Genomic DNA, 22,220 nt, shown 5'->3' on the forward strand with positions numbered 1-22,220 from the left:
TCAGCCCCGGCCGCCGTAGACGGTGCGCCCCGAGTCGGTGACGTCCTTGCCGAGCCGGCGGGTCAGGTGCAACCCTTCCAGCACGAACTCGACGGCGGCGGCGGCGGCCTCGGAGGTGGGCGCGTCGCCCAGGTCGAGCCGGTCCAGGACCTTTGCCAACCCGGGTACGGTGCCGACCTGGCGCAGCAGCTCGGCGGCGCTGACCAACTCGCCGGTCTCGATCGCGGCGCCGTCCTCGACCAGGGCGGTGAACCCGGACAGGTCAAGCCCGGCCAGGTGGGCCCGGAACGTCTCGGCGGTCGCGGTACGCAGCAGGTGCGCGAGGATCTCGGTCTCCCGGCCCTCCTCGCCGCTCTCGAACTCGACCTTGCCGCGCAGGGTGCTGGTCACCGACACCGCGTCGCCGACGCGGGCAACGGCGGCCTCGGGGCGTCCCTCCGGGGTGTCGGAGGCGGCGAGCAGACCGGCGCGACGCAGCGCGGCACCGGCGACCGTCTCGGCGGCGGCGATGGCGAATCGGGCGGAGACGCCGGAGCGCGGGTCCACCGACGGCGACTCCCGGACGGCGCGGGCGAAGCGGGCCAGCACCTCCAGCACGTGCTCAGGCACCTCGGCGACCAGGTCAGCCTCCTGGCGGATCAGCGCCAGCTCCAGCTCCAGGTCGACCGGGTAGTGGGTGCGGATCTCCGCGCCGAACCGGTCCTTGAGGGGGGTGATGATCCGGCCCCGGTTGGTGTAGTCCTCCGGGTTGGCGCTGGCCACCAGGAGCAGATCCAGCGGCAGGCGCAGCTGGTAGCCGCGAACCTGGATGTCCCGCTCCTCCAGCACGTTGAGCAGTGCCACCTGGATGCGCTCGGCCAGGTCGGGCAGCTCGTTCACGGCGAAGATGCCCCGGTTGGTGCGCGGCACCAACCCGAAGTGGATGGTCTCCGGGTCGCCGAGGGTACGGCCCTGGGCGATCCGGATCGGGTCGACGTCACCGATCAGGTCGCCGACGCTGGTGTCCGGGGTGGCCAACTTCTCGCCGTACCGCATCGAGCGGTGCAGCCAGCCGATCGGCAGGTCGTCGCCCGCCTCGGCGACCTGGGCGCGGGACGCCGGGGTGAGCGGGTGCATCGGGTGCTCGTTGAGCACCGAGCCGGGGAGTACGGGGGTCCACTCGTCGAGCAACGCGCCCAGGGAGCGGATCAGCCGGGTCTTGCCCTGGCCGCGCTCGCCGAGCAGCACCATGTCGTGCCCGGCGAGCAGGGCCCGCTCGACCTCGGGCAGCACCGTGTCGTCGTAGCCGACGATGCCGGGGAAACGGGTCTCGCCGGAGCGCATCCGGGCGAGGAGGTTGTCGCGGAGTTCCTGCTTGACGGTGCGGTACTGGTGACCGGCCGCCCGTAGCGCGCCGAGCGTGCCGGGCAGGTCGGCCGGTGGAACCGGGATTACCGGGGTAGGCGCAGTCACCCGACCCACGCTAGCTCACATTCGCAGGGGCGCCCCGGGCATCAGGGGCACCCCCACTCCCACCCTCAGCCCCGATCACATCGCCGGCAGGTGCCACGGCGGCGCAGGTGGTACGCGTAGGTGGCCGCGCCGAGCGCCACGCCCCACACCGGCCAGAGCAGCATCGGCGACCCGGTAATGCTGAGCCCGCCGGTGAGTTCCCAGAACTTCGGGTTGCTGAGCAGCCCCAGCGAGGCCGCGGTCACGGAGATGGCGACCAGGGTGGCCGGCACCACGGCCAGCTTCACCGGCACCCGCCGCCCGGCGAGCCCGAGCATCCAGTGCGGGAACCGCTCACCCCAGCGTTGCACCAGGCCCAGGGTGAGGATCGCGCCGACGGTGGCGAAGGCGGCCAGCCCGAAACCGGCCCAGACCAGCCCGGTGTCCTGCATCTCGGTCAGGAACTCGCGGGAGATGCCGAGCGGGATGCCGGCCGCCCAGGCGAACCGGGTCAGCGCGTACGTGATCGGGATGGCCGCGGCGATGCCGGCGGCCCACCGGCCCCAGCGGGTGGCGGCGGCCGGGGTGGTCCATCGCTGGCCGGTGTCGGCGCGGCCGCAGCCGACGCAGGCCCCGGCGGTACGCCGCTGCCAGGCGAGCACCGCTCCGACCAGCAGCAGTCCGCCGGCCAGCGCCGCGAACCGGCCGAACAGCGCCCAGTTGAAGACGTCGGAGTAGTCTCCCGGTGGCCAGCCGAACGGCGCCCCGACGATCAGTATCGGCAGGTAACCGAGAACGATCAGCACTCGGACATCGGGCACGACCAGGACGAGCACGAACGCGACAGCCCAGCCGTAGCCGGCGAGCAGCGCCCGCAGCGGGCCGGGTGGGCGCGCCGCCGGGCGGCTCATGGCCAGGGCCGCCACCGCGGCGGTGAGCAGCACGCCGGCGAAGAGCGGGGTGGCCACCTCCACCGGTACCAGGCGCAGCAGGCTGACGTCGCCGCCGTGGGGGTCGTTCGGGCCGAACGGGTAGCCGGCACCGGTGAGCGTGCCGATCAGGGCGAGCACTCCCCACAGGCCGAGCCAACCGGCGGCCAGTGGGGCGAACCGATCGGGCCAGCGGGAGGCGGTACGGGGTCGGGAAGCAGTGATCGTTGTCATGCTCTGAGCCTCGACTGATGACCGCCCGATTCCCTCCCGGCCAGCGGTGAACCCGCTCCCCCGGTCGAGGGAACGATCAGCCGGACGGGGTGACGAAGCCGGACTCGTAGGCGGCGATGACCGCCTGTGTACGGTCGCGGACCCCCAGCTTGGCCAGCACGTTGCCGACGTGCGTCTTCACCGTCTCCACCCCCACCACCAGGTGCGCGGCGATCTCCGGGTTGGACCGGCCGGTGGTCATCAGCCGCAGCACCTCGGCCTCCCGTTCGGTGAGCCGGGCGGCGCTCAACCGGTCGCCGCCCGCCGGCCCGTACGCCCCGACCAGTTGGCGGATCGCGGCCGGGAAGAGCAGCGACTCGCCGGCCGCGACCACCCGGACCGCCTCCACCACCTCGGCGGGCCGGGCCCGTTTGAGCAGGAACCCTGAGGCGCCGGCGCGCAGCGCCTCGTAGACGTACTCGTCGTTGGCGAACGTGGTGACCACCAGCACCCGGGGCGGGTCGGCGGAGGTTGCCAGCAGGTGCCGGGTGGCCTGGATGCCGTCGATGCCGGGCATCCGCACGTCCATCAGCACCACGTCGGGCCGGTGCCGGGCGACCAGCGGCGGCACCTCCGCGCCGTCCGCGGCCTCGGCGAGCACGCGCAGGTCGGGTTGGGCGTCGATGATCGCCCGCAGCCCGATCCGGATCAGTTCGTCGTCGTCGACGATCAGCACCCCGGTGGTCATGTCGTCGTCTCCTCGTAGGGCAGGCGGGCCCGGATCAACCACCGGTCGCCGTCCGGGCCCACTGTGAGCCGGCCGCCGAGCAGCAGCACCCGCTCCCGCATGCCGTCCAGGCCTCGGCCGCCCCGCCCCCGCTGGCCCCGTTCGGGGTGGCGCACCGCGTTGACCAGCTCCAGCTCCAGCGCGTCACTGCGCAGGTCCAGGCGTACCGTCACCGGCCCGTGGCCGTGCCGGGCGGCGTTGGTCAGTCCTTCCTGGACGATGCGGTAGCCCTCCCGGGAGACCACCGCTGGCACCCGGGCCGGGTCGCCGGCGCGTTGCGCGTGCACGGCCAGGCCGGCCGCGCGGGCGTCGTTGACCAGCCGGTCCAGGTCGGCGAGGGTACGCTGCGGCGCCACCACGGGCCTGTCGCGTCCGTTCTCCCGGAGCAGCCCGAGCACGTGGTCGAGGTCATCCATCGCGGTCCGCCCGACGTCCTCGATTGCGGTGAGTGCCCGTCGGACGAACTCGGGGTCGGTGTCGAGGACCTCGCGGGCGGCCCCGGCCTGGAGCGTGGCCACTGTCAGCGCGTGGCCGATCGAGTCGTGCAGTTCCCGGGCCAGTCGGTTGCGTTCGGCGAGCCGGGTGGCCCGCGCCTCCAGGGCGGCGATCCGCTCCGCCTGGGCCGGGCCGAGCAGCACCGGTGCCATCAGACCGGCGAGCGCGCCGAGCCCGGCGACGACGTAGCCGAGGCCGACCAGCAGGAGCACCCCGGCCACTGTCAGCCAGCCGCTGTCCCGCCCGTCCAACGGCCCGAACCGTTCCTGGCTGGTCAGCTCGGTGCCGACGCCGAACTGTTGGGCGATGAAGGCCAGCGCCATCGGCAGGGCACTGAACAGCGCGATCATCACCACAGCGCCGACGATGAGGTGGGTGGCGATCCAGAGCGCGCTGCGCAGCCGGGTTTCCCGGTCGCCGCGATGCCCCAGCTCGGGCTCGGGCAGGTCGACGCCGAGCAACCTCCGCACGGCGGCGATCTCCAGGGCCCGGCTGCCGTCCAGCAGCAACGGGACGACGGCGATCAGCACCGCGATGAGCAGCAGGACGTAGACCAGTGGGCGCGGGATCTCCGAGTCGGCGAGCAGTTGGCCGAAGGTCACCGCGAGCAGCCCGTACGGCAGCGCCAGCACGCCGCCGAGCAGCAGGAACACGCCGCGTCGCCAGGTGGTGCCGGCGACCAGCGGGGCCAGCGCCGCTCGGAGGTTCACCTCGCCATTCTGCTGCCCGGACGGGTTCCGCCGACTCCCCCGCGTCGGGGAGATGTCAGCGGTGGTCGGCCACGTACTGCTGCGGGTCCTTGTCGCGGAAGGGCAGGTTGCGGCCGTTCTTGTGCTCGCCGTAGAAGGTCAGCCAGCGTTGGCCCAGCTCGGCGCGGAGTTCGGCGCTGGCGTGCCGGCGAAAGTCGGGCAGCGCCTCGTCCTCTTCCTCGGCCAGGTGTTCGCTGTTCTCCCGGCGGGCGGTGCCGACCGCCTCCCACCACTGGTCCGAGCCGACCGGGTGCAGCTTCGCCTCGGCGATGGCGTCGCGGATCTTGTTGTGGTCGCCGATCGCGTCGGCGGTCTCGTCCTCGCCGTCGTCGCCGTGCTTGACCAGGTGCGGGTAGAGGATCGCCTCTTCCGCCTCGGCGTGGATGTCCAGGTGCAGGGCGAGGGCGTCCCAGATTGCGAGCATCTCCTGCTCGTCGCGGGCGTCGTCGAGGCGGGCGAAGCCACGCCGGAAGGCGGCGTGGTCGTCCAGGATCAGCGCGGTGATGTCGTCCACTGTGCTCACTTTCTGGTTGGTGTGCCGAACCGGGCACGCAGCATCGCCGGCATCGCGGCGAGTCCGGTGATCGGGCGGAAGCGTTTCGCTGCCTCGGCCAGCGCCGTGTACTCGTCGTCGGCGAGGTCGATGTCGGCGGCGGCGGCGTTGCGTTCCATCTGCTCGACGCCGGATGCCCCGGGGATGGCGAGCACGTTCGGGTGGCGCAGCAGGTAGGCCAGCGCGATCTGGCTGGCTGTGGCGTCGTGGGCGTCGGCGACCTGGCGCACTGTGTCGATCAGGGCCGCGCCGCGCTCCAGGTTCTCCGGCAGGAAGTACGGGTTGGCGCGCCGGACCGCACCGTTCGGCGGGTTCTTGGCGTCGTAGCGGCCGGAGAGGAAGCCCTGCGCCAGCGGGCTGTACGCGATGACCACCCGACCGGCCTGCCGCGCGTACGGCAGCAGGTCCTGCTCGGGCGCGCGGTCCAGCATGCTGTAGCGGACCTGGTTGCTGAGCACCCGCCGGCCGAGCGCCGCTTCGGCGACCTGCCAGCGGCGCAGCCCGTAGTTGCTCACGCCGACCTCGCCGACCAGCCCGACATCCTGCAGGGTCCGCATGCCGCGCATCGTGGTGTGGTCGGCGACTAGCGGGTTGGGTTGGTGCACCTGGTAGAGGTCGATGCTGGTGACGCCGAGCCGGGCCGCCGAGGCGACCGCCCGCTGCTGCACCACGGCGGCCACCGGCAGCACCGGCAGGATCTTGCTGGCGATCACGACCTTCGGCCGGTCGTCGCCGAGGGCCGCGCCGAGGATGCGTTCGCTGCGTCCGAAGCCGTAGATCTCCGCGCTGTCGAAGACCGTCACGCCCAGCTCGATGGCCCGCCGGACGATCTGCGCCGCCTGCCGCTCGAAGTCCGGGCCGTACCCCCATTCCCGGGAGCCGAACTGCCAGGTGCCCAAGCCGATCTTCGACAGCGGTTTGGGGGTGTCGAGCGCAATGAAACGCATGGCGTCGAAACTACCCCGATGTCCCGGTTTCCACGCCCGATCCGCATCACGGTGAGCCGGAGCTAGGCTCATGATCGTGACCTACCTCGCCGCGGATGACCGCTACGACACCATGACCTACCGGCGCAGCGGACGCAGTGGCCTGCGGCTGCCGGCCGTCTCACTCGGGCTGTGGCACAACTTCGGCCCGGACCGCCCGTTCGAACGGCAGCGCGACATCGTCCGCCGCGCCTTCGACCTGGGTGTCACCCACTTCGACCTGGCCAACAACTACGGCCCGCCGCCCGGTTCGGCGGAGGAGAACTTCGGCCGGATGCTCGCCACCGACCTGAAGCCGTACCGGGACGAGTTGGTCATCTCCAGCAAGGCCGGGTACCTGATGTGGCCCGGCCCGTACGGCGAGTGGGGCTCGCGCAAGAACCTGATCTCGTCGCTGGACCAGTCGCTGGGCCGGATGGGACTGGACTACGTCGACATCTTCTACTCGCACCGGTTCGACCCGGACACCCCCCTTGAGGAGACGATGGGGGCGCTCGACGCCATCGTCCGCTCCGGCAAGGCGCTCTACGTCGGCATCTCGAACTACAACTCGGAGCAGACCACGCGGGCCGCCGCGATCCTGCGCGAGCTGGGTACGCCGCTGCTGATCAACCAGCCGTCGTACTCGATGCTCAACCGCTGGACCGAGTCCGACGGCCTGCTCGACACGCTGGAGCAGGTGGGTGCGGGCTGCATCGCGTACAGCCCGTTGGCGCAGGGCCTGTTGACCGACCGTTACCTGGGCGGCATCCCGGCCGACTCGCGGGTTCGCACCAGCGTCTTCCTCAACGAGAGCGATCTCAGCGAGGAGAAGATGGCCACCATCCGTGGGCTCGGCGCGGTCGCCGAGCGGCGCGGTCAGTCCCTCGCTCAGCTCGCGTTGGCCTGGGCGCTGCGTGACCCGCGGATGACCAGCCTGATCATCGGGGCGAGCAGCGTCGAGCAGTTGGAGACGAACATCGCCGCGCTGGACAACCTCGACTTCACCGCCGACGAGTTGGCCGAGATCGAGCGCCACCTGGGCTGAACGCCGTCGGGTCCCGGGCGGCTCGGATCACCAGATCCGGCGCCGCCCGGCCCGGTGGTTGCGCACCTCGCACTGCCGGCCCACGGGTGCGGCGGCGCTGCGACGTCGCCGTCCGGCACCGATCAGCAGCAGCGCCAGGACCAGCACGCCGGCGGCACCGGCCAGCACCGGCCACCGACCGCCGAGGTTGCTCACCGACGCCACCGGCACGCCCGGGTCGGCCGCCGCCGCCACCGCCGTCTCGGTGGCGGACGGCCCACTCGCTGCGGTACGCGGGGCAGCCGCCGCGCTCTTCGTCGCGCCGGCCCTCGCCGGGGCGGGAGTGGCCTTGGCACCCCGGAACACCACGTCCGAGCAGGAGTAGTAGGTGTCCGGGGTGTTGGAGTTCTGCCAGATCGTGTAGATCAGGTGTCGGCCGCTGCGGCCCGCCGGCAGCCGACCCGCCAACTGGTACGCCCCGGCCCGCACCGGCGGGTCGGTCAGCGTCAGAAACGGGCGCGATTCCAGATCCGCCCAGGTCAGTTTCTTGCGGGGATCGTAGGCCGGCGTGGTGACGTAGAGCCGGAAGGTGCCCCGGTGCTCGATGGTGGTCCGGTACCGGAAGGTGAACGTCGCGCCGCTGGTCAGCGTGGTGCTGGGCCAGTCGGTGCGGGGCAGGTCCAGTCCCCGGTACGCGGACAGTCCGCCGCTGCACAGCTCACCGTCCGGGATCCGTTCCCGATCTCGCCCGTTGATCGTGGAAACGCGAACGTTGTCCCATTCGCGAACTGCCGCGCCCGCCTGGATCGCCGCCCGGCAGGCGCTCGTGGCCGCGTACCGTCCCTCGGGGCCGCAGGCCGCCGCGCGACTGATCGGGTCGGTCGGAGCGCCGTGGGCGGCGGCGGGCGTGGCGGCCACTGGCACTGTCGCGGCAGCGACCAGCACCGTGGCGAGGAGCCGGCGTACGGGCATGAGGATGACCTCCGCCCACTGGTACGGCCGGGAGACGGCAAAGGTTCGACGCTGACCGGCCGGGAATCCCGCGGGTGGGTGCGGCGTTTCGATACTCGGAACCGCTAGCACCGAGGAGGCAGACATGAAGGTACGTAGCTCGTTGCGTGCGCTGAAGCAGAAGCCGGGTTCGGTGGTGGTCCGCCGTCGCGGCCGCGTGGTCGTGGTGAACCGCGCCAACCCGCAGTGGAAGAGCCGTCAGGGCTGACCCAGCCCTTACCGGACATCTAGTCGCCAACGCCCTGACCGGGCCTTCCGGTCGGGGCGTTTTGCGTGCCCGGGCATGACTGCCGGGCTCGGACAATGAGAAGGGCAAGCCCTTTTCCGGGAGCGCTTTTCCTGACCCGCAACCGCGGGGCTCGGGTGCCCTGTGACGGTGACTCAATCACGCCTGTTCATTGTCGCTGCAACAGCCCTGTGGACCGCTTGGGCAATTGTCGGGTCAGAGAATCTGGCACTCGCGACGCGTTCGGCGCGACGCAGTTCCGAACCGATTCGGAGTGGGTGCGTCGATTGCAGGATATCTCGTATCCATCGCTCAAGATCCGCTTCGTCCGCCGGAGGACTCCCGGACCGCGCGGCACCCCCGGTCGAAGATAGACGCCAATTGGCCTCATCGCCACTCATTAATCCCCCATGCCCGTCACAGCCGAGCTGAGCTGCTCATATGCTGCCCGAGACACCGCTTCGGCGATCGGGCTCGACACCAACCCTGGCAGCCGACAGCGCTGAGTTACCAACTCGTAACGCGGGAATTTCAGATGACGGAAAATCCATATCCCATCAGACCTATGGGCATTGCGGCATCTCGGAGAAGGCTCTCGGCAACCCCTTCCTGGCCCGACGTGGGCAACCATCTCCATAGAGCAACGCCACTCCCCTTGGTGCAGCTCGGGGGCTCGCTGATCGGTGTCGGCAAGGATCGGGGGTTGACTTGCCGACAGAACATCGATAGGAATTTTGGGTCACCAAAAATGGGGGGAAGCATCTATGCGTATTACGTGCGGAGTAAAGCTCACTCAGAGCGGAGGCGTCGCCCTCTTCCACGACGACGTGTTGGAGTTCAACGTCGAGGCGCAGAAGCTGGAGAACAACCGTCGATACAGCGACGTGGACGATCTCACGCTGATCGCCCGGATCCTGGGCGACTTCGGGTACAAGACCTCCGACGTCGACCAGTGGGCACTGGACGGCTGGGACGGCGCCGTCCACGGGCAGGCCCACCGGCTCAACAACGGCAGCCCGGTCGACGTCCGCCTCGCGCCCTACCGGGAGACCGAGCGGGTGCCGAATCCGGCACAGCCGGGTCACAGTGGCGAGTTGCCCATCGGCGACGCCACAGTGCCATACGTCAGTCACGTGCACGTGGCGAGCCACCTCGCCGCCGCGTACAGCACCAGCCCCTTCGCGCGACGGGGCGAGCCGAGCCTCGTCCTGGTCTGGGACGGCGGTTGCTTCCCCCGGCTCTACTCGGTGGACAAGGACGGCCGCATCGAGCCCGGCGGCGAGGTCTTCCCGCTGATCGGGCACTTCTACTCGATGGCCTCGCAGCACTTCGGGCCGTACCGCCGCGACAAGCTGTCCCGCAACGTCGACGACCTCTCGGTGGCCGGGAAGCTGATGGCCTACATCGCCCTCGGCACCGCCCGGGAGCCGATCAAGCAGGTCCTCGGGGAGCTGTTCCACAAGCACTTCGAGGCCAACAGCCCGGCCGTCCGCAAGTACCGAGAGGAGATCATCGGCTGCGGCAGCACCGGCGAGCCCTCGCACGCCTACGTCCACGCCTATCTGGACGACGTCCGTCGGCGCACCGACCAACTGGGCGTCTCCGACGACGACGTGCTCGCCAGCGTGCACGAGTTCATCGAGGAGTTGCTCGTCGAGCGACTGGTGGCCAAGGCCGAGTCCTGGAAGGGCGACGGTCCCTGGAACCTCTGCTTCGCCGGGGGCTGCGCCCTGAACATCAAATGGAACAGCGCCATGCGGGCGCACAAGGCCATCCGCGAGATGTGGGTGCCGCCCTTCCCGGACGACTCGGGTTCGGCCGTCGGCACCGGCGCCATCCTGGTCAGCGGGGAGCAACGGCTGGCGCCGATCTCGTGGAACGTCTTCGCCGGCCCCGACCTCGTGCACAACTCGCACGTTCCGGCGGGCTGGACGGTGGCGCCATGCCGACCGGAGGAACTGGCCCGGCTGCTGCACCGCACCGGTAAGCCGGTGGTGGTCCTGCACGGCCGCGCCGAGCTGGGCCCCCGCGCACTAGGGGCGCGCAGCATCCTCGCCCCGGCGGTGGACCCGGCGATGAAGGACGAGCTCAACCGGATGAAGCGTCGGGAGAGCTTCCGGCCGGTCGCACCGATCTGCCTGACCGATCAGGCGCCGACGGTCTTCGACCCCGGCACCCCTGACCCGTACATGCTCTTCGACCACCGGGTGCGCCCCGACTGGGTGGACCGGATCCCGGCGGCGATCCACCTCGACGGCACCGCCCGCTTGCAGACGGTCAGCGCCGAGGACAACCCGATGCTCGCGGCAGTCCTTCGCGAGTACCACAAGTGGAGCGGAATCCCGGTGCTCTGCAACACCAGCGCGAACTACAACGGCCGCAGCTTCTTCCCCGACGTGATGTCGGCGATGGAGTGGGGCCAGGTCGACCTCGTCTGGAGTGAGAACGCGCTGTACCGCAGAGTCACCTCATCGGACGCGTCAGCGAGCGTCACCGGCACCGGTGTCAGCTGACATCCGGCGCCCGCCGGAGGGTACGAACGCCACAGCGCCACCGCGCCCCCCGCTGCGGGAGCCGGCGTTCCGTACCCTCTGGCTGGGCGACCTGGCCGCCCGGTCGGCACACCAGATCACCGCCTTCGGGTTGCCCCTGCTGGTGGTGACGTTGCTGGCCGGCACCGGCACCCAGGTGGGGTTGGTCGGCGCGGCCCAGTTCGTGCCGGTGCTGGCGTTCTCCCTGCTGGTGGGCACCTGGACCGCCCGTACCTCGCTGCGCTGGATCCTGGTCACCGGCAACGCGGCACGCGGCGTCGTGCTGTTCGGCATCGGGGCCCTGGCCGCCACCGACCGGCTGTTCTTCCCGGCGCTGTTGGTGGGCGCGTTCCTGATCGGCTCGGCGGCGGTGCTGCACGACATCGGGTCCCAGGTCACCGCGCCCCGGTTGCTGGACGGCGACCGGCTGGTCGCCGGCAACGGTCTGTTGCAGGCCACCACGTCGGTGACCCAGATGGCCGGGCCGGCGGCGGCGGGATTCATCGTGCAGTCCGCCGGCGCCTCCTGGGCCGCGGTGGTCACCGGGGCACTGTTCTGCGCGGCGGCGATGGCGATGGCGGCCCTCCCTGCTCGAGTGCTGCGGCCGGCGACCGACCGGGGCGACGCGCCGACGATCCGGGCCGGGCTGGCCTACGTCTGGCGGAGCCGACCGATCCGGGACCTGTGCGTGCAGTCGGCCCTCTTCAACCTGCACGAGCAGGCCTTCGCGACGGTCTTCCTGGTGTACGGCGTGCGTACCCTCGGGCTCTCCGGTGGCCTGATCGGCCTGGTCATCGGGCTCGGCAGCGTCGGGGCCCTGGTCGGCTCGCTCGTCGCCGGGCGGGTCGGTGCCCGCCTGCACCTCGGTCGGGCGCTCACCGTCGCGATCACGGTCGCCGCGCTCGGGTTGCTGCTGGTGCCCGGGCTCGCCGCGGCCGGCACGGCGACAGTGCTGCTCGGCGCGGGTTTCGTGATCAACGGGGCGGCTCTGGCGGTCTACAACGTCCTGGCGGTCACCGTACGGCAGCAGGTCCCCCCTCCCGTCCTGCTCGGCGCTGTGACAGCGAGCTACCGCATCGCGGCCTTCGGTTCGCTGCCGGTCGGGGCGCTGATCGGCGGGGTGTTGACCGACCTGGCCGGGACGACCACGGCGGTGTGGGTGGTGGCCGTCTCGCTCACCGTCTCCTCGCTGCTGCTGTACGCCTCTCCGCTGCGCACCGCGGCCCAGATCTCCGAGGTGCGGGCCCTCGCGGACACGACGACTCGGAAGGAACGGTCCATCCAGCATGGCGACTGACGTGACCGACGGCATCGGCGCCGTCGACGAGGAGACCTGGGCCCGGCTGGCCGCCGACGCCGAACCCGACGCGGCCCACGGCTACCTGCTGTTCCGCGAACGGCTGGAGCCAGGCAACGCGCTACTGGTCACCGCCGACGACGACCGGGGGCCGGTGGCCGCGATCCACGCGGTCACCGCAGTGGCCGGGACGAGCCTGTTCAGCCACCCGTGGAAACTCCTCACCGAGGAGCAGTTCCTCCGGCTCACCCCGGACGACGACGCGACAGCGATCCGTGCCGAGCACCGGGCCCTGCTCGGCGCGCTCGGCCCGGACGCACCCGGGTCGGGCGATCTCGCCGACTGGCTGACCACCACCGTCGGAGAGCCGCTCGTCGTCCGCACCTACGACCGCAGTCCCCTGTTCACCGCCCCCGACGTCGACATCACCCGCCAACGGCAGGCCGGCCGGGAGGTCGTCGCGACCCTCCAGGACCTGGTCCGACAGGGTCACGCGGGAGCTGTGGTCCTGCCGTACGTGGCCACCGACGACGAGCTGCTGCGTGGCCTGCTGGAGGCCGCCGGCTTCGTCCGGGGCTCGGTCACCGCCGCTTCCGCGTTGCACCTCGGCGGCTACCCCACCTACCAGGCGTTCCTTGACGGGCAGAACGCCGAGACACGCCGCAACTACCGACTGGCCGAGCGCGAGGTGACCCGGGCCGGGCTCCAGGTCCGCGAGGTGCCGCTGGCCGAGCACGTCGACCGGATCGTGGACCTTGAGGCCCGCACCGGCGAGCGCAACGGCGCGACACCCAACCGGCCCCAGCTCCGGGCGGCCCGCGCGTACCTGGCGGCGGTGCTCCCCGGGGCGATCCGGGTGGCCGTGGCGGGCCGGTCCGACGCCGAAGTTCTCGCCTGCACAGTGCAGATGTACGGCCGGCACGGCTGCTGCACCCTCGGCTACGGCAGCGACTACGACGTCACCGGTACCAGCGTCGCCTACCACCACCTGGTGTTCGGGCAGCCTGTCGAGTCCTGCATCCGGGCCGGCGTGCCCCGGTACCGCCTCGGGTTCGAGGCGTTCGCTCCGAAGTTCCGCCGAGGCGCCCGGGTCGCCAAACGGGAGTTGTGGCTGTGGACGCCCGATGAGCGACGGCGGGAGTCGTTCGCCAGGCTCCTGCGCTTCCTCAACGAGCGCACCACCGGCCACCTGGCTGCCTACGTCCGCTGATTCCCCTTCACTCCGCGTCGCATCCGACGCACTACCACCGGGAGACCGACATGCCGCTGGCCCCTCGTGCCATGGTGATCTCGCTGCAGAAGACCGGCACCCACCTCATGCAGGGTCTGATGACCAACCTGGGGTACAAGATGGCCGGGGTGCCCCGGCCGACCCCCCGCAACACCCCGGAATTCACCGCCGCGCAGCAACGTCAGATCGCTGCGCTCACGCTGTCGAAGTCCGACTACGACGAGCTGCTGGAGTTGGAGGGCACTGAGGAGTACCAGCTCCGCGCCCAGGAAGCCTGGTCCGCCCTTGGCTGGCACTGGCAACGCAGACTGGGCCAGCACGTCGTCAACCGGTACGGGCAGACCCGCTTCGACTTCGCCGACTCGGTGATCACCAACCCGCACCTGCCGTACTCCCGGTTCGCGGACACCCCGGCCGGGCTCTGCTGGATCTTTCACGAGCTGGACATCAGCAAGGTGGACGGCTCCTTCTTCGCCGAGTGGGTGGAGACCGCCACCCCGCCGCTGGTCTACAACTACCGCGACCCGCGCGACGCCCTGGTGTCGATGGTCAACTTCCTGGAGGGGCGGACCCGCGAGGGGTACGGCAACTTCTACGAGTTCGACATCTTCCACCGCATCCTGACCTCCCTGCCGACCTGGGAGGAGAAGCTCGACTACGCGATGCGCGACACGTCCTTCCTCGGCCGCGACCAGTTCGAGAGGGGGTTGTGGCTGCTCCGTCACCCCGACGTGTGCAAGGTCAGCTACGAGGATCTGGTCGGGGAGCGCGGCGGCGGGTCCCGGCAACGCCAACTCGAGGCAGTGGACCGGTTGCTGAAGCACGTCGGGTCCACAGCGGACGCCGAGGAGGTCGCCGGCAAGGTCTACGACCAGAGTTCCTGGAGTTTCTTCCGGGGCACCACAGGCACGTGGCGGGAGCGGTTCACCAAGCGCAACGAGGCCCGTTTCACCGAGCTGTTCGGCGACATCCTGGAGCAGTACGGCTATGAGTGAGGCCCGCGCCTTCCTGCTGCTCGGCGGCTACCGGGTCATCGCCCGCAACTGGGGCTTCCTCGCCGACCTCGCCGGTCGAGGGCTGCGGATCCTGCTGATCACCTCGGAACAGTGGCGGGCCGACACGACGGCCGCCATGGCCCGGGGCGAGGGTCCCGGGACGTACCTCACGGACGCGGCCTTCGTCACCGGCGAGGTCGGCATCGAGGGCAGTTTCACCTCAGGTGTGGTCGCCCACGTCCAGCGCTGGCAGCAGGAGTACGACATCGTCGGGGTCTACGCCGCGGGCGAGATGCTCGTCGAGCAGACCGGGATCGTGGCGGATGCGCTCGGCCTGCCCGGGCCGGGCGTACGCGCGGCCCGGGTGTGTCGCAACAAGTACCTGCAACGGTTCTACCTGCCGCAGTGGAGCCCCCGGCTGGTCGTCGTGCCACCCGAGGGGCGCACCGGGCTCGACGTAGGCTCGGTGCGGTTCCCGGTGGTGCTGAAGCCCTCGGGTCGACGGTCGAGTTCCGGGGTCCAGGCGGTACGCGACCCCGAAACCCTGCCCACGCTGCTCACCGGGTACCCGGCGGCGGAGACCCTGCTGATCGAGGAGTACGTCACCGGCGCCGAGTACTCGGTGGAGGCGGTCGTCCAACACGGTCGGATCGTCTTCGAGTCGGCGACCCGGAAGCGCACCACCGAGGACGGCTCGGACTGGTTCGTCGAAATGGCCCACACTGTGCCCGCGCCTCCCGGTGCGGAGCACGACAGGCTGCTCGCCGCCAACCGCGACATCGTGGGCAGGCTCGGTCTGGTCGCCGGCATCGTGCACACCGAACTCCGCCTCGACCGGGACGGCCGGCCGGTCCTGATGGAGGTCGCCGCCCGTACTCCCGGCGATGGCATCATGCCGCTCTACCACCTGGCGACCGGTCGGGCGCTGGAGCAGACGATCATGGAGGTGGCGCTCGACGAGCCGGCGGCGCATCCCCCACCCCGGCGCTACGCCCGCCAGGTCTACCTGCCCCAGCCGAGGGGAACGTTGCAGGACGTGAAGCTGCGCTGGCCGGGCGTGGAGCCGCAGTGGGTGCCGGAGGGGCAACCGTGGCCGGTCATCGCACCGGGCGAAGCCGACGACCCGCCCGCCCTGCGGCACGTCATCGTGCTCAAGGAACGCGGGGCACGCCTCGGTGAGCTGCGCGAATCCGGTGACCGCGCTGTGACGTTCCTGATCGACGCCCCGACCCTCGACGACCTCGACGAGCTGGAGCGGCAGGTGAGCGCGGCGATCGACATCATCGTCGATCCCTGACCACCACGTCCACGACTGAACGGTGGTGGCACGCCGGATCGACTAGGGTGCTTCGAAAGATCGCCCCGATGAGGAGGAACCGGTGTTCATCTTGGAGCTGACCTTCGGCGACGAACCCGACCGGCTCGCCGCCCGACCGGCGCACCGGGAGCGTCTCCAGGCCCTGCACCAGGAGGGCCGGCTGGTCATGGCCGGGCCGTTCGCCGACGACTCCGGAGCACTGCTGATCTTCGACGTCCCGGACGCCGAGGCGTTCGCGGCGGTCGTCGCCGAGGACCCCTACTACCGGACCCCCGGAGTGACGATCACCAGCCAGCGGGAGTGGTCACCGATCGTCCGGTAGCGAGGGCTTCGGCGGCGCAGCGGCTGCCAGGGTCCGGGTGCACGCAAACTCACGACTCGCCGTCCACCGCGAGCGCAGCACGGTTACCGACGTAGCCCAGGTAGAGCAGGTAGGGCACGACCAGCACGGCGAGCACCAGGACCGCCGCGATCACCGGCGGATCGCCGAATGCGGCGCCGAGGATGACCGGCAGCGGGGACACGACCGCCAACAGCATCCCGGTCCGATAGAAGGGGCGCTCGACCCGACGATGCGCCGCGTACCAGTGCTCGGTCGATCGCATGGTCGCCGGGGTCCGCACCCCGGGGCTGCGGTACCTGTCAACCGACGGCCGCACTGACGCTCTGGCGGCGAATGCGACGAGCCATCCGAGGAACGCGTAGACCACCGAGATGAACGCTCCAGCCAGCAAAGGCCACCTCCTGACGCATCAGTTGCTGTCAGCGTAGGTTCCCACCCAGTTGGGCACCACAGGCCGCGGGCGTTGGGGTGGCACCACGCTGCGGCGGAGCCGTCGACAACAGCAAAACGCCCTGGTCGGATTATCCCGACCAGGGCGTTTTCAAGGGTGGAGCCGAGGGGACTCGAACCCCTGACCCCCACACTGCCAGTGTGGTGCGCTACCAGCTGCGCCACGGCCCCTTGCTGTTGTCCCGGTCGCCCGGGCACTGGGAAACTATACACAGACGGGCCCGCATGGTCATCTCGCGGGGTCCCCCGCCGGGCCGGGTCAGTTGAGCGCCACGTCCGGCGGGAAGTGTGCGACGGCTGCCATCATCCCGCCCTGCCGACGCAGCACCATCGGCCACAGGTCGTCGGGCCGGTCGACGAAGGCGTCCCCGGGTAGCCCGTCCAGCACGAACCAGGACCCGTCGGCGATCTCCTGCTCCAACTGGCCGCTGCCCCAGCCGGAGTAGCCGGCGAAGACCCGGATGCCGCCGATGCTCTCCCGCAGCCGCTCCGGGTCGACCGAGAGGTCGATGGTGCCGACCGCCCCGGAAACCTGGTGGAAGCCCTTCACCCGGCGCATCGGGTGTCGCATCCGGGCGAGGCAGATGGCCGAGTCGGGCTGCACCGGGCCACCCTCGAAGAGCACCGCCGGGTGGCGGGCGAGGTCGCTCCAGTCACCGAGCACCTCGGCCACCGGCACCTCGGTGGCCCGGTTCAGCACCACACCGAGCGAGCCGCCCGGTTCGTGGGCCACCAGCAGCACCACCGTACGGTCGAAGTTCGGGTCCTTGAGCGCCGGAGTCGCGACCAGCAGCCGCCCGGTCATCGACTCCATCGCTCGTCCGCCGATCGCCTGGCCCTCTCCCTGCATGCCACACACCCGTCAACCGTGAGCCCGCGCCGGGCGCCGGTCATCGACCGGATCCGCCCGCCGCATCGGGTTCAGCCGCGCTGTCAACGCCATGCCTGGCACCATAGCCTGCGTGCTGGGTGCTGGCTAAGGTCTGACCGGCGGGTGATCGGACAGTTAAGACGAAGGGCCGCCGCACCCGACGGCGGAGCTCCCGGTGATCGACCGATCGGGACCACCGACGGCCGAGAAACGCCCGAAAGGTCCGTCACATCCCGATAGATTCGGCTGATCGGGAGGGCGACCGCGGTTGCCCCTGCCCGCGACACGGAGGCGGGTGCGATGGCAAGTGTCCGGGACGCGACGTACGACGTGCTCCGCACCCTCGGTATGACCACTGTCTTCGGCAACCCCGGTTCCACCGAGGAGCCGTTCCTCCAGGACTTCCCCGCCGACTTCCACTACGTCCACGCGCTGCACGAGGCGACGGCCGTCGCGATGGCCGACGGCTACGCCCAGGCCAGCGGAGTGCCCGCCCACGTCAACCTGCACACCGCACCGGGCACCGGCAACGGCATGGGCAACCTGGTCACCGCCTGGCACAACAAGACCCCGCTGATCGTCACCGCCGGCCAGCAGACCCGGGAGATGCTGCTCCTGGAACCCCGGCTGACCAGCCGCCGATCCACCGAGCTTCCGCAGCCCTACGTGAAGTGGGCCTACGAGCCGGCCCGTGCGCAGGACATCCCCGCGGCGATGCTGCGGGCGTACGCGACGGCGGTGCAGCCACCGGCCGGGCCGGTCTTCCTCTCCCTGCCGATGGACGACTGGGCCCAGCCAGCCGATCCGCCGCCCGCGCCGCGAACGGTGGCCACCCGGTTCGCGCCGGACCCGCAGCGGTTGGCGGAGTTCGTCAGGGTGCTGGCCGGCAGCCGCAACCCGGTGCTCGTGTACGGGCCGGGAGTGGACCGCTCCGCTAGCTGGCCGACAGCCGTCGCCCTGGCGGAGCGGCTGGCCGCGCCGGTCTGGTCTGCTCCCGCCCCCGAGCGGGCGGTGTTCCCCGAGGACCACCAGCACTTCCGCGGCGTGCTGCCGTACGCGATCGGTCCGCTCGCCGAGGCGCTGCGCGGACACGACACGGTGCTGGTTGTCGGCGCCCCGGTGTTCCGCTACTACCCGTACGTGCCGGGCGGGCACCTGCCCGACGGCGCCCGCCTGCTGCACATCACCGACGACCCCGACGAGGCCGCCCGAGCCCCGGTCGGTGACAGCCTGCTCAGCGACCCGGGGCTGGCCCTGGCCGCGCTGGTCGAAGGGGTGCCGCCGAGCGACCGGCCGGCACCCACCCGACGGGACGCACTGCCCCCGCCGGAGGTCGGCACCCCGCTGAGCGCCGACGCCCTGTTCGCCGCGCTGGCCGCACACTGGCCGACCGACGGCGTGCTGGTCCAGGAGTCACCATCCAACCTGTCCGCGCTACGTCGTCAGCTTCGGGTCACCCGCCCGGCGTCGTACTTCACGATGGCCAGCGGCGGCCTCGGCTACGGCCTGCCGGCAGCGATCGGCATCGCGCTGGCCGAGCGGGACACCGGGCGCGGTCGCCCGGTGGTGGCGGTGATCGGCGACGGCTCCTTCCACTATTCGGTACAGGCGCTCTGGACGGCCGCGCGCCTGGCACTGCCGGTGGTGGTCGTCGTGCCGGTCAACCAGCAGTACGCGATCCTCAAGGCGTTCGCCGAGCTGAAGCACACTCCCGGGGTGCCCGGCCTGGACCTGCCGGGGTTGGACGTCACGGCGATCGCGGCCGGCTACGGCTGTGCCACGCAGGTGGTGGAGACCCCCGATCAGTTCGGCGCGGCGCTCTCCGCCGGGCTGCGCGCCGACCGGCCCACCGTGTTGCCGGTGCCGATCAGCACCGACGTGCCCAGCATCCTGTGAACCGGATCAGCGCGGTGCGATCGCCAGCGGGGCGCCGGTGAAGACGTCCAGCACCGGGCGGCTGCCCAGCGGCGTCGCGAGGGTTACGGTGACCGGCTCCAGTTTCAGCATTGCGATGCATTCGCCGGTGGCCCGGGTGACACCGCCACCGACCACCACGACGTCCGGCCGTTCCCACACCAACGGCGTGATCCCGGTGTCGCACGCGCCGACGCCGAGGCGCACCGTCAGCCGGGCGTCGTCGACGGCGGCCAGGTCCTGGGCCGCCACCAACCCGTCCGGCAGCGGCCGGGCCGGAGCGGTCGGCTCGGGGACGGGGGTGACCGCCGTGGGCGCGACGGCGAGCCGGACCACGGGGGTGGCCAACTCCTTGATGGTGAACAGCCAGGCCGGGACCTGCGCCACGCCCCGACTCGTGCGCACCGGCACGGCGCCCAACGTGACAGCGGTGACGGTGAGCGGGAGGCAGGCGGTCTGCGTGCTGCTCGTGGCCCATCCGTCGGGCCCTGGTTCGACGGTGGGGCCGCCGGGGGTGGGCCGTCCGGGCCGCTTCGGCCGCCCCGGGCAGGGCAGTGGGTCACCCTGGTCGAGCTGCCGGTACGCCTCGGCGGCGCTGACCAACGGCAGCGTCAACCGTCCGTCCGGGAATTGGATCTCGCCGCCGACCCGGGTGGGCGGTATTCCGACCTGCTCGCGGTACCACCCGGCCCGGAAGGCCGCCTCGGTCTCGGGGGTGAAGCCCGGGTCACCGGTGAGCAGTGTCGGCCCCTCCAACGGCACGTAGCCGGTGCGCCAGTCGGGGCCGGGCCGCCACGCCTCGGCGACCTCAGCGGCGCGCTGGTCGAAGGCCTCCGCCCCGTGCGTCGGGTTGGGCGGGCCGCCGGCCGGACCGGCGTCGGTCGCGGCACAGCCGGCCATCAGCAGCAACGGGAGTACGAGCAGCAGGGCAGGCCGATTCATGTACGGTTCGACGCCTCCGCCGACCGGCCGGTTCCCCACCTGAGCTCAGGTCTCGCCTCCCAGATCCGTCTGGTACGCCTCCCAGAGCAGGTCGGCGCCGCGCCGCCGATGCCGGGCCAACCGCCGCAGCAGGTGCCCGGCCCGGTGTCGCAACTCATCGGGGCGCGTCTCGGGCCGCTCGGCGATCTGCTGAACCGCCAGGATCGCGGCGACGATCGCCACGTGTTCCCGGGTCAGCAGCCGCACCCCGTGGTCCAGCCGCGGCGACTGGGTGAGCAACTCCCGGTAGAGGCCGGTGGGACCTTCGGTCACCCGGACGTGCTCGGCGAAGCCCGTGCGCACCGGACGCAGCCGAAGGAGAACCTCCTCGCGCCAGCACGGGTCGGTGCTGGCGACGGCGACTGCCCGGCCGAGGGCGTGCACGTCACCGGCGAGGCCGGCCGGGCGCGGGGCGCCGGGTAGACCGATGGAATGTGGATCGGCGGGGAGCCCCGCCGGATGCGCGACGCGCGGTCGGGCGACGACTGACGGCTGCTGGACCGGACCGGTGACCATGGCACCTCCCGCGCTGCGGCGCTGCTACCCCATACCGCGATGGTGAGGCTGCCCGGACCGCCCTGTCCAGGGCCCTGAGCCGTCTCATCTGCCCCGTTGACCCCAGTGACCCCACCAGCCCCGTTGATGCGGCCTCCAGCGCCGCACAGGCCTGCTGGGGAGTACGACCCGGCTCAGTCGGCCGACGTGCGCTCCGCCAGCCGGCGCAGGCGGTCGGCCACGGCGCGCGCGTCACCGGCCCGCTCGTCGCCCGGTCGACCCGTGGTGATCGCCTCGGCCAGCGCTCGCAGCTCGGACGGTGGCAGGACGGGCAGCCCCATGCCGCGCAGTGGGATGGTGACCCCCCGGGCGCTCCCCGGGGCGGTCGCGAGGATGGCCCGCGTCTGAGGTCCGCCGGCCGGACCGTCGTCGTCCGCCTCGCGGTACGACACAGCGCCGGCCTCGATCCGGGCGGTGGCGAGGTCGACGGTGCTGGTGCGCAGCGCACCGCGTACGCGCGCCCGGCTGCCGTCCAGCCAGGCGGCCGTGCGGAGCACCCGCAGCACCAGGTAGAGGCCGAGCAGGACGAAGGGCAGGCCGCACAGGCCGATGAACGGGCTGGAGCCGGACTGGTTCGGGTCGGCGGAGTCGCGTAGCCCGGGCGGCAGCAGCCCCGGCGGCAGGTCGCGGGCCTCCTCATAGGAGGCAAACGCGTCACCCGGCCCGGTCAGTCGGCGCAACAGCCCGTCGGCGACGAGAGGCAGCGCCACGAACGCCGCGCCGACGGCCGTGAGCAGCACGCCGAACACCACCGCCACGACACGCTGGCCGGGCGACGCGCCGACCGACAGGCGCAGCTCCTGGTTGGTCACAGGGGGCAGCGTAAGACCCCGCGAACAACGAAGCGCCCCGGCTGGTGGGCCGGGGCGCTTCGTTCGAGGTGGTGGAGGTGCCGGGAATCGAACCCGGGTCCTTCGCCGGTTTGTCAGGGCTTCTCCGAGCGCAGCTCGCTGTGCCTCTACTCGGCCCCACCGCTCACGCGAGCAAGTTGGTGTGACGGGCCCAGTCGCTGATTAATCTCGCCGCACGGACCCCGCGACCGGGTCCGATTGGCCAGCCTCCTAGCTGATGCCGGCTACTGGGACGAAGGCGTTCCCAGGCCGACAGACTTAGCTACTCGCCTCAGGCGGCGAGAGCGAAGTCAGCGCGATTTTGCTTGGCGCTTATAAGTTTCCGACGACCGATTCTCGAGACGACGTCGGCTTCCTCGGCTCGCTTCCCCTGTCGCTGCGTACGAAGTCGAAACCAGTCACCCCCTCGACAGGCCGCCGATGTGGCGGCACTGACAAGACTAACGCCTGCCGCAACAGCTTTCATCCCGAGCCCCGGGCCGGCACGCCGACCCGGA

Annotated in this window: 21 protein-coding genes, 1 tRNA gene and 1 other RNA gene; 9 read left to right on the plus strand and 14 right to left on the minus strand. The window is 71.4% G+C overall.

The window, feature by feature from the left end; translation table 11 throughout:
• From MED01_RS00590 to MED01_RS00615, 6 genes are all read right to left on the minus strand, one after another.
• A complete protein-coding gene (locus MED01_RS00590) occupies positions 1-1,461 on the minus strand; it encodes a magnesium chelatase ATPase subunit I (protein WP_238666566.1) in 1,461 nt (486 codons plus the stop codon).
• A 56-nt stretch (positions 1,462-1,517) separates the two neighbouring features.
• Positions 1,518-2,594 carry a hypothetical protein gene (locus tag MED01_RS00595; RefSeq protein WP_238666567.1) on the minus strand — a complete coding sequence of 359 codons (1,077 nt, stop codon included), beginning with the start codon at positions 2,592-2,594 and terminating at the stop codon, positions 1,518-1,520.
• Positions 2,595-2,670: 76 nt separating this feature from the next.
• Positions 2,671-3,321, minus strand: coding sequence for a response regulator transcription factor (locus tag MED01_RS00600; RefSeq protein ID WP_238666568.1), 651 nt, complete (start codon positions 3,319-3,321; stop codon positions 2,671-2,673).
• Positions 3,318-4,565: a sensor histidine kinase gene (locus MED01_RS00605; protein ID WP_238666569.1), complete on the minus strand. Its 1,248-nt coding sequence runs from the start codon at positions 4,563-4,565 to the stop codon at positions 3,318-3,320. Before MED01_RS00605 ends, MED01_RS00600 begins: the two co-directional genes overlap by 4 nt.
• 55 nt (positions 4,566-4,620) lie before the next feature.
• Complete coding sequence (locus MED01_RS00610) at positions 4,621-5,127, minus strand: hemerythrin domain-containing protein (protein WP_238666570.1); 507 nt, start codon at positions 5,125-5,127, stop codon at positions 4,621-4,623.
• Positions 5,124-6,104, minus strand: coding sequence for an aldo/keto reductase (locus MED01_RS00615; protein ID WP_238666571.1), 981 nt, complete (start codon positions 6,102-6,104; stop codon positions 5,124-5,126). The genes MED01_RS00610 and MED01_RS00615 overlap by 4 nt, the downstream gene beginning before the upstream one ends.
• Before the next feature lie 70 nt (positions 6,105-6,174).
• Between MED01_RS00615 and mgrA the strand changes: the two genes are divergently transcribed.
• Positions 6,175-7,170, plus strand: a complete 996-nt coding sequence (mgrA, locus tag MED01_RS00620; RefSeq protein WP_091393918.1) for an L-glyceraldehyde 3-phosphate reductase — start codon at positions 6,175-6,177, stop codon at positions 7,168-7,170.
• A gap of 27 nt (positions 7,171-7,197) precedes the next feature.
• Here mgrA and MED01_RS00625 read toward each other — a convergent pair whose 3' ends face one another.
• A complete protein-coding gene (locus MED01_RS00625; RefSeq protein ID WP_238666572.1) occupies positions 7,198-8,121 on the minus strand; it encodes a lytic polysaccharide monooxygenase auxiliary activity family 9 protein in 924 nt (307 codons plus the stop codon).
• Positions 8,122-8,245: 124 nt separating this feature from the next.
• Between MED01_RS00625 and MED01_RS00630 the strand changes: the two genes are divergently transcribed.
• From MED01_RS00630 to MED01_RS00660, 7 genes are all read left to right on the plus strand, one after another.
• Positions 8,246-8,368: a 50S ribosomal protein L36 gene (locus tag MED01_RS00630; protein WP_030490864.1), complete on the plus strand. Its 123-nt coding sequence runs from the start codon at positions 8,246-8,248 to the stop codon at positions 8,366-8,368.
• Positions 8,369-9,150: 782 nt separating this feature from the next.
• Positions 9,151-10,899, plus strand: a complete 1,749-nt coding sequence (locus MED01_RS00635; protein ID WP_238666573.1) for a carbamoyltransferase N-terminal domain-containing protein — start codon at positions 9,151-9,153, stop codon at positions 10,897-10,899.
• Complete coding sequence (locus MED01_RS00640; protein WP_238666574.1) at positions 10,889-12,214, plus strand: MFS transporter; 1,326 nt, start codon at positions 10,889-10,891, stop codon at positions 12,212-12,214. Before MED01_RS00635 ends, MED01_RS00640 begins: the two co-directional genes overlap by 11 nt.
• Positions 12,204-13,424 carry a peptidogalycan biosysnthesis protein gene (locus MED01_RS00645; protein WP_238666575.1) on the plus strand — a complete coding sequence of 407 codons (1,221 nt, stop codon included), beginning with the start codon at positions 12,204-12,206 and terminating at the stop codon, positions 13,422-13,424. Before MED01_RS00640 ends, MED01_RS00645 begins: the two co-directional genes overlap by 11 nt.
• A gap of 50 nt (positions 13,425-13,474) precedes the next feature.
• A complete protein-coding gene (locus MED01_RS00650) occupies positions 13,475-14,440 on the plus strand; it encodes a sulfotransferase family protein (protein ID WP_238666576.1) in 966 nt (321 codons plus the stop codon).
• Positions 14,433-15,737, plus strand: a complete 1,305-nt coding sequence (locus MED01_RS00655) for an ATP-grasp domain-containing protein (protein WP_238666577.1) — start codon at positions 14,433-14,435, stop codon at positions 15,735-15,737. Before MED01_RS00650 ends, MED01_RS00655 begins: the two co-directional genes overlap by 8 nt.
• Before the next feature lie 82 nt (positions 15,738-15,819).
• Positions 15,820-16,080, plus strand: a complete 261-nt coding sequence (locus tag MED01_RS00660) for a YciI family protein (protein WP_238666578.1) — start codon at positions 15,820-15,822, stop codon at positions 16,078-16,080.
• Positions 16,081-16,129: 49 nt separating this feature from the next.
• Here MED01_RS00660 and MED01_RS00665 read toward each other — a convergent pair whose 3' ends face one another.
• The 3 genes from MED01_RS00665 to MED01_RS00675 all read right to left on the minus strand — a co-directional run bounded on the left by MED01_RS00665 (position 16,130) and on the right by MED01_RS00675 (position 17,401).
• Entirely contained in the window at positions 16,130-16,492 is a 363-nt protein-coding gene (locus tag MED01_RS00665) for an SdpI family protein (protein WP_238666579.1), read from the minus strand.
• 157 nt (positions 16,493-16,649) lie between these two features.
• A tRNA-Ala gene (locus MED01_RS00670) sits at positions 16,650-16,722 on the minus strand.
• Positions 16,723-16,810: 88 nt separating this feature from the next.
• Positions 16,811-17,401, minus strand: coding sequence for a YqgE/AlgH family protein (locus MED01_RS00675; RefSeq protein WP_238666580.1), 591 nt, complete (start codon positions 17,399-17,401; stop codon positions 16,811-16,813).
• Between the two features lie 321 nt (positions 17,402-17,722).
• Between MED01_RS00675 and mdlC the strand changes: the two genes are divergently transcribed.
• Positions 17,723-19,318, plus strand: coding sequence for a benzoylformate decarboxylase (gene mdlC, locus MED01_RS00680; protein ID WP_238666581.1), 1,596 nt, complete (start codon positions 17,723-17,725; stop codon positions 19,316-19,318).
• A 6-nt stretch (positions 19,319-19,324) separates the two neighbouring features.
• Here mdlC and MED01_RS00685 read toward each other — a convergent pair whose 3' ends face one another.
• The 4 genes from MED01_RS00685 to ssrA form a co-directional block, all read right to left on the minus strand.
• Positions 19,325-20,278, minus strand: coding sequence for a hypothetical protein (locus MED01_RS00685; RefSeq protein ID WP_238666582.1), 954 nt, complete (start codon positions 20,276-20,278; stop codon positions 19,325-19,327).
• A gap of 45 nt (positions 20,279-20,323) precedes the next feature.
• The gene (locus MED01_RS00690; RefSeq protein WP_238666583.1) at positions 20,324-20,833 is read right to left on the minus strand and encodes a hypothetical protein; all 510 of its coding nucleotides are present in this window, start codon (positions 20,831-20,833) and stop codon (positions 20,324-20,326) included.
• 173 nt (positions 20,834-21,006) lie between these two features.
• Positions 21,007-21,684, minus strand: a complete 678-nt coding sequence (locus tag MED01_RS00695; protein WP_238666584.1) for a hypothetical protein — start codon at positions 21,682-21,684, stop codon at positions 21,007-21,009.
• Positions 21,685-21,753: 69 nt separating this feature from the next.
• Positions 21,754-22,129: a transfer-messenger RNA gene (ssrA, locus tag MED01_RS00700) on the minus strand.
• Positions 22,130-22,220 lie beyond the last annotated feature (91 nt).

The organism is Micromonospora alfalfae, assembly GCF_022230925.1.
Taxonomy (GTDB): domain Bacteria; phylum Actinomycetota; class Actinomycetes; order Mycobacteriales; family Micromonosporaceae; genus Micromonospora; species Micromonospora alfalfae.

Excerpts from the sequence above, each read along its gene's own strand:
- MED01_RS00595 (WP_238666567.1), bottom strand. The coding sequence starts at position 2,594 with ATGACAACGATCACTGCTTCCCGACCCCGTACCGCCTCCCGCTGGCCC.
- MED01_RS00600 (WP_238666568.1), bottom strand. The coding sequence starts at position 3,321 with ATGACCACCGGGGTGCTGATCGTCGACGACGACGAACTGATCCGGATC.
- MED01_RS00615 (WP_238666571.1), bottom strand. The coding sequence starts at position 6,104 with ATGCGTTTCATTGCGCTCGACACCCCCAAACCGCTGTCGAAGATCGGC.
- mgrA (WP_091393918.1), top strand. The coding sequence starts at position 6,175 with ATGATCGTGACCTACCTCGCCGCGGATGACCGCTACGACACCATGACC.
- MED01_RS00625 (WP_238666572.1), bottom strand. The coding sequence starts at position 8,121 with ATGCCCGTACGCCGGCTCCTCGCCACGGTGCTGGTCGCTGCCGCGACA.
- MED01_RS00630 (WP_030490864.1), top strand. The coding sequence starts at position 8,246 with ATGAAGGTACGTAGCTCGTTGCGTGCGCTGAAGCAGAAGCCGGGTTCG.
- MED01_RS00635 (WP_238666573.1), top strand. The coding sequence starts at position 9,151 with ATGCGTATTACGTGCGGAGTAAAGCTCACTCAGAGCGGAGGCGTCGCC.
- MED01_RS00645 (WP_238666575.1), top strand. The coding sequence starts at position 12,204 with ATGGCGACTGACGTGACCGACGGCATCGGCGCCGTCGACGAGGAGACC.
- MED01_RS00650 (WP_238666576.1), top strand. The coding sequence starts at position 13,475 with ATGCCGCTGGCCCCTCGTGCCATGGTGATCTCGCTGCAGAAGACCGGC.
- MED01_RS00655 (WP_238666577.1), top strand. The coding sequence starts at position 14,433 with ATGAGTGAGGCCCGCGCCTTCCTGCTGCTCGGCGGCTACCGGGTCATC.
- MED01_RS00675 (WP_238666580.1), bottom strand. The coding sequence starts at position 17,401 with ATGCAGGGAGAGGGCCAGGCGATCGGCGGACGAGCGATGGAGTCGATG.
- mdlC (WP_238666581.1), top strand. The coding sequence starts at position 17,723 with ATGGCAAGTGTCCGGGACGCGACGTACGACGTGCTCCGCACCCTCGGT.
- MED01_RS00685 (WP_238666582.1), bottom strand. The coding sequence starts at position 20,278 with ATGAATCGGCCTGCCCTGCTGCTCGTACTCCCGTTGCTGCTGATGGCC.
- MED01_RS00690 (WP_238666583.1), bottom strand. The coding sequence starts at position 20,833 with ATGGTCACCGGTCCGGTCCAGCAGCCGTCAGTCGTCGCCCGACCGCGC.